The organism is Mesorhizobium sp. M7A.F.Ca.ET.027.02.1.1 (assembly GCF_004022985.1).
Classification (GTDB): domain Bacteria; phylum Pseudomonadota; class Alphaproteobacteria; order Rhizobiales; family Rhizobiaceae; genus Mesorhizobium.
The window spans coordinates 1-5,753 of sequence record NZ_RZOL01000392.1 but is presented as its reverse complement, the minus strand read 5'-3'; the positions used below and the strand labels follow the sequence as shown (position 1 = coordinate 5,753).

Annotated in this window: 7 protein-coding genes; 4 read left to right on the top strand and 3 right to left on the bottom strand. The window is 62.7% G+C overall.

Annotated features, from left to right (window positions below):
* Positions 1-651 (bottom strand): HAD family hydrolase (locus tag EN749_RS29325; protein ID WP_145991044.1); only part of this gene is annotated, 651 nt, incomplete at its 3' end.
* Positions 652-827: 176 nt separating this feature from the next.
* Here EN749_RS29325 and EN749_RS29320 point away from each other — a divergent pair.
* Positions 828-1,961, top strand: coding sequence for a site-specific DNA-methyltransferase (locus tag EN749_RS29320; RefSeq protein ID WP_127268824.1), 1,134 nt, complete (start codon positions 828-830; stop codon positions 1,959-1,961).
* 65 nt (positions 1,962-2,026) lie between these two features.
* On the opposite strand, the gene EN749_RS29315 is transcribed toward EN749_RS29320, so the two are convergent.
* Both EN749_RS29315 and mutY read right to left on the bottom strand, forming a co-directional pair.
* Entirely contained in the window at positions 2,027-2,638 is a 612-nt protein-coding gene (locus EN749_RS29315) for an HAD family phosphatase (protein WP_127395640.1), read from the bottom strand.
* The gene (gene mutY, locus EN749_RS29310) at positions 2,631-3,803 is read right to left on the bottom strand and encodes an A/G-specific adenine glycosylase (protein ID WP_128288855.1); all 1,173 of its coding nucleotides are present in this window, start codon (positions 3,801-3,803) and stop codon (positions 2,631-2,633) included. Before mutY ends, EN749_RS29315 begins: the two co-directional genes overlap by 8 nt.
* A gap of 53 nt (positions 3,804-3,856) precedes the next feature.
* Between mutY and EN749_RS29305 the strand changes: the two genes are divergently transcribed.
* The 3 genes from EN749_RS29305 to EN749_RS29295 form a co-directional block, all read left to right on the top strand.
* Positions 3,857-4,357: a DUF721 domain-containing protein gene (locus EN749_RS29305; protein WP_128364466.1), complete on the top strand. Its 501-nt coding sequence runs from the start codon at positions 3,857-3,859 to the stop codon at positions 4,355-4,357.
* Between the two features lie 163 nt (positions 4,358-4,520).
* A complete protein-coding gene (locus tag EN749_RS29300) occupies positions 4,521-5,264 on the top strand; it encodes a DsbA family protein (RefSeq protein ID WP_127268828.1) in 744 nt (247 codons plus the stop codon).
* A 105-nt stretch (positions 5,265-5,369) separates the two neighbouring features.
* A partial coding sequence (locus EN749_RS29295; RefSeq protein ID WP_145991043.1) for an AAA family ATPase occupies positions 5,370-5,753 on the top strand: 384 nt, incomplete at its 3' end.

The window sequence follows — 5,753 nt, the reverse complement described above, 5'->3', positions numbered from 1 at the left end:
GCTTTTCAGCTCCGCCCAGCGGCGGATCACCGTTTCGGCGCCGGCCTCGGTGAGCGCGTCGGCATGGCCGGGATAGCTGTGGGCGGCTCCGGTGAAGCCGATCACCCGCATGCCCGCCGCCCTTGCGCCGTGGACGCCGTGCACGGAATCCTCGATGACGAAAGTGTTCGCCGGGTTGGCGTTGAGTTTCTCCGCCGCGAACAGGAACACGTCCGGCGCCGGTTTCGTTTTCCCGGTCGGTGTTTCCATCGCCGAAAAAATCCGGTCGGCGAAAAACGGCAAAAGATGCACCTTCTCCAGCATGAATTCGATCCGCTCGGAGCGTGAATTCGAGCAGACGCAGCGCGGCACGGTTACCGCGGCAACGGCCTCGCGCGCGCCATCGATGGCGCGGACGTCGCTGCGCAGTTTGCGGTCGACCAATTGTTCCTCCCTGTCGATCAGAGAGGCCTGGAAGGGGATGCGGGACTTTTCCTCGACCCGCAGCATGATGTCCTTGAAGGTCAGGCCGGCATAGCTCTCCGAAATCTCCTCAGCCGATATCTCGTATCCTGCCAAGGTCAAAAGCTCGGCGTCGACACGGGCGGCGATGATCTCGGAATCGACGAGCACGCCGTCGCAATCGAAGATGACAAGGTCTGGCTGGGGCATGGTGATCCGGACAATGGGAGGGCGAAGCGGCCTCGGAAGGCTCAGGCGGCGCGGCATACACCAACAGGGCCGCCTTCGCAAATTCGCCCCACCCGTGCCTTGGCCTTCACGGAATATTTACGCTGATCGGTAACCATAACCAGGAGTAAACAGTAACGCGTGCCCTGGGTGTCAGAATGTCTGCCGTGCGTCTTCTCGACGAGCTATCCCACGCCCCCCAGCAATCCGAATGGCTGGACACGATCCTCAAGGGCGACTGCGTCGCCGCGCTCGACCGGCTGCCCGAAAAATCGATCGACGTCATCTTCGCCGATCCGCCCTACAATCTGCAGCTCGACGGCGACCTGCACCGCCCCGACCAGTCGAAGGTCGACGCCGTCGATGACGAATGGGACCAGTTCGAGAGTTTCGAGGCCTATGACGCTTTCACGCGGGCCTGGCTGCTGGCGGCGCGCCGGGTGCTGAAACCCAACGGCACCATCTGGGTCATCGGCTCCTATCACAACATCTTCCGTGTCGGCGCCAAGATGCAGGATCTCGGCTTCTGGATCCTCAACGACGTCGTCTGGCGCAAGACCAACCCGATGCCGAATTTCCGCGGCCGCCGCTTCCAGAACGCGCATGAGACGATGATCTGGGCTACGCGCGACCAGAAGGGCAAGGGGTACACTTTCAACTACGAAGCGATGAAGGCGTCCAACGACGACATCCAGATGCGCTCCGACTGGCTGTTTCCGATCTGCACCGGCGGCGAGCGGCTGAAGAACGACAATGGCGACAAGCTGCATCCGACGCAGAAGCCGGAAGCGCTGCTTGCCCGCATCATGATGGCCTCGACCAAACCTGGCGACATCGTGCTTGATCCCTTTTTCGGCTCAGGCACCACGGGCGCGGTGGCCAAGCGTCTCGGCCGCCATTTCGTCGGCATCGAACGCGAGCAGGCCTATATCGACGCCGCCAACGAGCGCATCGACGCGGTGCGGCCACTGGATGGCGCCGATCTCACCGTGCTGACCGGCAAGCGGGCCGAACCGCGCGTTGCTTTCGTCAGCCTGATCGACACCGGCCTGATGATGCCGGGTGCGACGCTCTACGACGCCAAGAAGCGCTGGGCCGCCAAGGTGCGCGCCGACGGTACGGTGGCGATCGGCGACAGCGCCGGTTCGATCCACAAGATCGGCGCCGAAGTGCAGGGGCTGGATGCCTGCAACGGCTGGACCTTCTGGCATTATGAGCGCAGCGGTGGCCTGACCCCGATCGACGAGCTTCGCCGCATCGCGCGGCTCGGCATGGAGCGGGCAGGGGCCTGAACCCCTGCCAATTGCTTCGAATGCCGTTGATTCAAAGCTCAACGGATCGCGCGAAGTGATTCAAATCAAGCCTTGATTCCGAGACGTTCGAGGTCTGCTTGAAGCGTCTCTGCATCGGTGAACAGCACCGACTGCCAGCCGGCCGCCTTGGCGCCGTCGACATTCTTCTGGCTGTCGTCGATGAACAGTGTGGCTGACGGTTCGAGGTCGAACGCGGCGACGTGGTGATCGTAGATGCCGCGATCCGGCTTGATCATGCCGATTTCGCCCGAGATGGTGACGCCGCGTGGACGATTGAGGAAATCGAAGCGCTCGCGGGCTTCGGCCAGCGTGTCGCTGGCGAAGTTGGTCAGCATGGTCACGTCGTGGCCGCTCTCGATCAGACCGACCATGATGGCGACACTGTCGTCATAGGCATGTGGAACCATCTCGTGCCAGTGGCGGCGGAACCCGCGGATGTTTTCCGCGTGATCGGGATGGTCCGCGATCAGCAGCGCCTCGGCCTCTTCCCAGGTCCGGCCGCGATCCTGCTCGATGTTCCAATCATGCGTGCAGACATTGTCGAAAAACCACTTTCTCTCTTCGGCATCCGGAATGAGGCGGCTGAACGGAATGTTGGGATCGTAGTGGATCAGCACTCTGCCGATGTCGAAAACGATGTGGCGTATTTCAGTCATGGGGCCTCTTTGCACTGTGTGGCGACGGCTTTTTCGTCGCGCCGGGTATCGCAGCCTCGATTGCCTTTTTCATGACAGTCGGCAGCGCCTCGCCGGAAATCTCGTGAGCGAGCGACCAGAAATGCCCGTCTGGCGCATCACCTTTGATGTGAGCGTGAAAGACTTCGAGTTCGAGAGCGAAATGCGTGAAGACATGCGCAATGCGGCCCGCATGCCGCCAGTCGGCGGGAAACGGCGCGGCCGCTTCCGTGGTTGCCCCATCGATCCGCGCGGTCCAACCCGTCGTCGGCACCTCGGTCATGCCGCCGAGCAAACCCTTCTCCGCCCGTTTGCGCAGAAGGATGGCGCCGTCGGCCCGCACGGCGACAAAGGCCGCGCCGTGCCGCTGCGGCTTGTCGGCCTTGGGCAGGCGCACCGGGAAGTGCTCGGGATCGCCTGAAACGACCGCGCTGCAGTCTTCGCGCAGCGGGCACAGCATGCAGCGCGGCCGGCGTGGCGTGCAGATGGTGGCGCCGAGATCCATCATCGCCTGGGCGAAGTCGCCAGGCCTTGTCCCGGGCACCATGCGATCGACATGGGCACGGATTTCGGGCTTGGCTTCGCTCAGCGGGGTTGCGATCGAAAACAGCCGGGAAATGACGCGTTCGACATTGCCGTCGACAACGGCGGCGGGACGGTCGAAGGCAATCGCCGTGATGGCCGCCGACGTATAGGCGCCGATGCCTGGCAGTTCTCTCAAAGCCGTTTCCGTGTCGGGAAACCGGCCGCCACGCGCGGCCACAAGATCGGCACAGGCCTTGAGATTGCGGGCGCGGGAGTAATAGCCGAGCCCGGCCCAGGCCTTCATCACATCCTCCGCCGGCGCCGCGGCCAGCGCCCCGACATCGGGCCATTTCTCGACGAAAATCCGGAAATAGGCCTTCACCGCTTCGACGGTGGTCTGCTGCAGCATGACCTCGGAGAGCCAGATACGGTAGGGATCAGGCCGCACGCCGCGCGCATGCTCACGAGGCGTGATGCGCCACGGCAATTCACGGTGATGCGCGTCGTACCAGCCTAGCAGGCGGGACGCGATATGCCCGGATGCAGCTCTGCTGCTATCCCCGGATGCGGCTTTGCCACTATCCCAGGATACGGTCTTGCGGGTCTGGTCTGCTGGTGCCATTGATCTGTATCGGCCTGGCCGGTATCTGCTGGGGTCTTGGCTGGAGGACGTACATGGCAGGCAGAACGCCCTACGGCAATCCCGTCCCGGTCAGCGATCTCGCGACCAGGATCCTCGATCCGGTGCTGCGCAAGCGGGCTGGCATTTCGATCGGCCTCGTCCAGTCATGGGACGAGATCGCCGGCCCGCGGCTGGCCAGCCATTCGCGCCCCGAAAAAATCCAATGGCCGCGCCGTATGCATGAGGACGATCCGTTCGAGCCGGCCGTGCTGGTCATTGCCTGCGAAGGCATGGCGGCACTTCATCTGCAGCACGAGACGGGCGAGATCATCAACCGGGTCAATGCCTTCCTCGGCTTCACCGCCATCAATCGCATCAGGATCCTGCAGAAGCCGGTGACAACCGACAAAGGAAGGCGCAAACCGGCCCTGAGGCCGCTGACGGCGGCTGAGAAGACGAAATTGTCGGGAACTGTCGGCCTGGTCGATAATGATGAACTGCGCGCCTCGTTGGAGAGACTTGGCGCGACCATTATTGGGGAGAGAAAGTCATAGGCGTCTTGAAGAAAGTCATGGATTCGTCGTCAATATCTCGCATTCGTGATCGCCCTTGTCAGGTTTCGCGATTGGATTGGGGATCGAGATGCCTTAATTCGCGCCAACTCTCGCCTTTTCGTGTCTTTGCATTGCAAAATCCAACCCTTGTCAGGTGATTCGTATGAACCGTCCCCCGTTTGGCCAAAGCTTGTCTCGCAGAAACGTCCTGTCTTCGCTGGCCGCCATTCCGGCGGTGGCCCTGCTCGCCGCCTGCAGCGACTCTGGCGAGGAGGCGAAGGCCGCGGATGTGAAGCCTGCGGCCCCGGCCGCCCCCGCGACGCCGGCCACGCCGGCCGCCGCCACCGCGCCGGAAGCCCAGGGCACCGTGGACATGGCGGAACTGATGAAGCCGGGTGCGCTGCCCGACAAACAGCTTGGCAAGGACGACGCCAAGGTCACCATCGTCGAATACGCCTCGATGACCTGCCCGCACTGCGCGCATTTCGCCGAGACCACCTTTCCGGACCTGAAGACCAAGTACATCGACACCGGAAAGGCGCGCTACATCCTGCGCGAATTCCCGTTCGATCCGAGTGCCGAAGCCGGTTTTATGCTGGCGCGCTGCGCCAAGGACAACTACTACCCTATGGTCGACGTCCTGTTCAGGCAGCAGGCGAACTGGGCTGGCGTTCAGAACACCAAGGATGCACTGCTGCAAATCTCGAAGCTCGCCGGTTTTACACAGGAGTCCTTCGAGGCCTGCTTGACGGACCAGAAACTTCTGGACGATGTGAGATCGGTCCAGAAGCGTGGCGCCAATGAATTCAAGGTCGACTCGACACCGACCTTCTTCATCAACGGTAAGACCTACAAGGGGGCGATGTCGATTGAGGAAATGTCGGCCATCATCGACCCTCTGCTCTGACGTCCAGTCAGCCCTGAGGCGGCGGCGCTTCGGCGTGCGCGGCTTCCGGTCGTGCCGCGAATTCTCATCGCAAAACCACGGTAATCCGCTTAGTGGGCGGCGCGAATGAAGTTTTCGCGCCTTCGCCTCCTCGGTTTCAAGTCCTTCGTCGAGCCCGGCGAGTTCGTCATCGAACGCGGACTGACCGGCATTGTCGGGCCGAACGGCTGCGGGAAGTCGAACCTTGTCGAGGCGCTGCGCTGGGTGATGGGCGAAAGCTCCTACAAGAACATGCGCGCGTCCGGCATGGACGACGTCATCTTTTCCGGCTCGGGCACGCGCCCGGCACGCAACACCGCCGAAGTCACGCTTTTCCTCGACAACAGTGACCGCTCGGCGCCCGCTGCGTTCAACGATGCCGACGAACTGCAGGTGTCGCGCCGCATCGAGCGTGAGGCCGGCTCGCTTTACCGTATCAACGGCAAGGAGGCCCGCGCCAAGGACGTGCAG

Coding starts and splice junctions, on each gene's coding strand:
- EN749_RS29320 (WP_127268824.1), top strand. CDS start 828: ATGTCTGCCGTGCGTCTTCTCGACGAGCTATCCCACGCCCCCCAGCAA.
- EN749_RS29315 (WP_127395640.1), bottom strand. CDS start 2,638: ATGACTGAAATACGCCACATCGTTTTCGACATCGGCAGAGTGCTGATC.
- mutY (WP_128288855.1), bottom strand. CDS start 3,803: ATGGCACCAGCAGACCAGACCCGCAAGACCGTATCCTGGGATAGTGGC.
- EN749_RS29305 (WP_128364466.1), top strand. CDS start 3,857: ATGGCAGGCAGAACGCCCTACGGCAATCCCGTCCCGGTCAGCGATCTC.
- EN749_RS29300 (WP_127268828.1), top strand. CDS start 4,521: ATGAACCGTCCCCCGTTTGGCCAAAGCTTGTCTCGCAGAAACGTCCTG.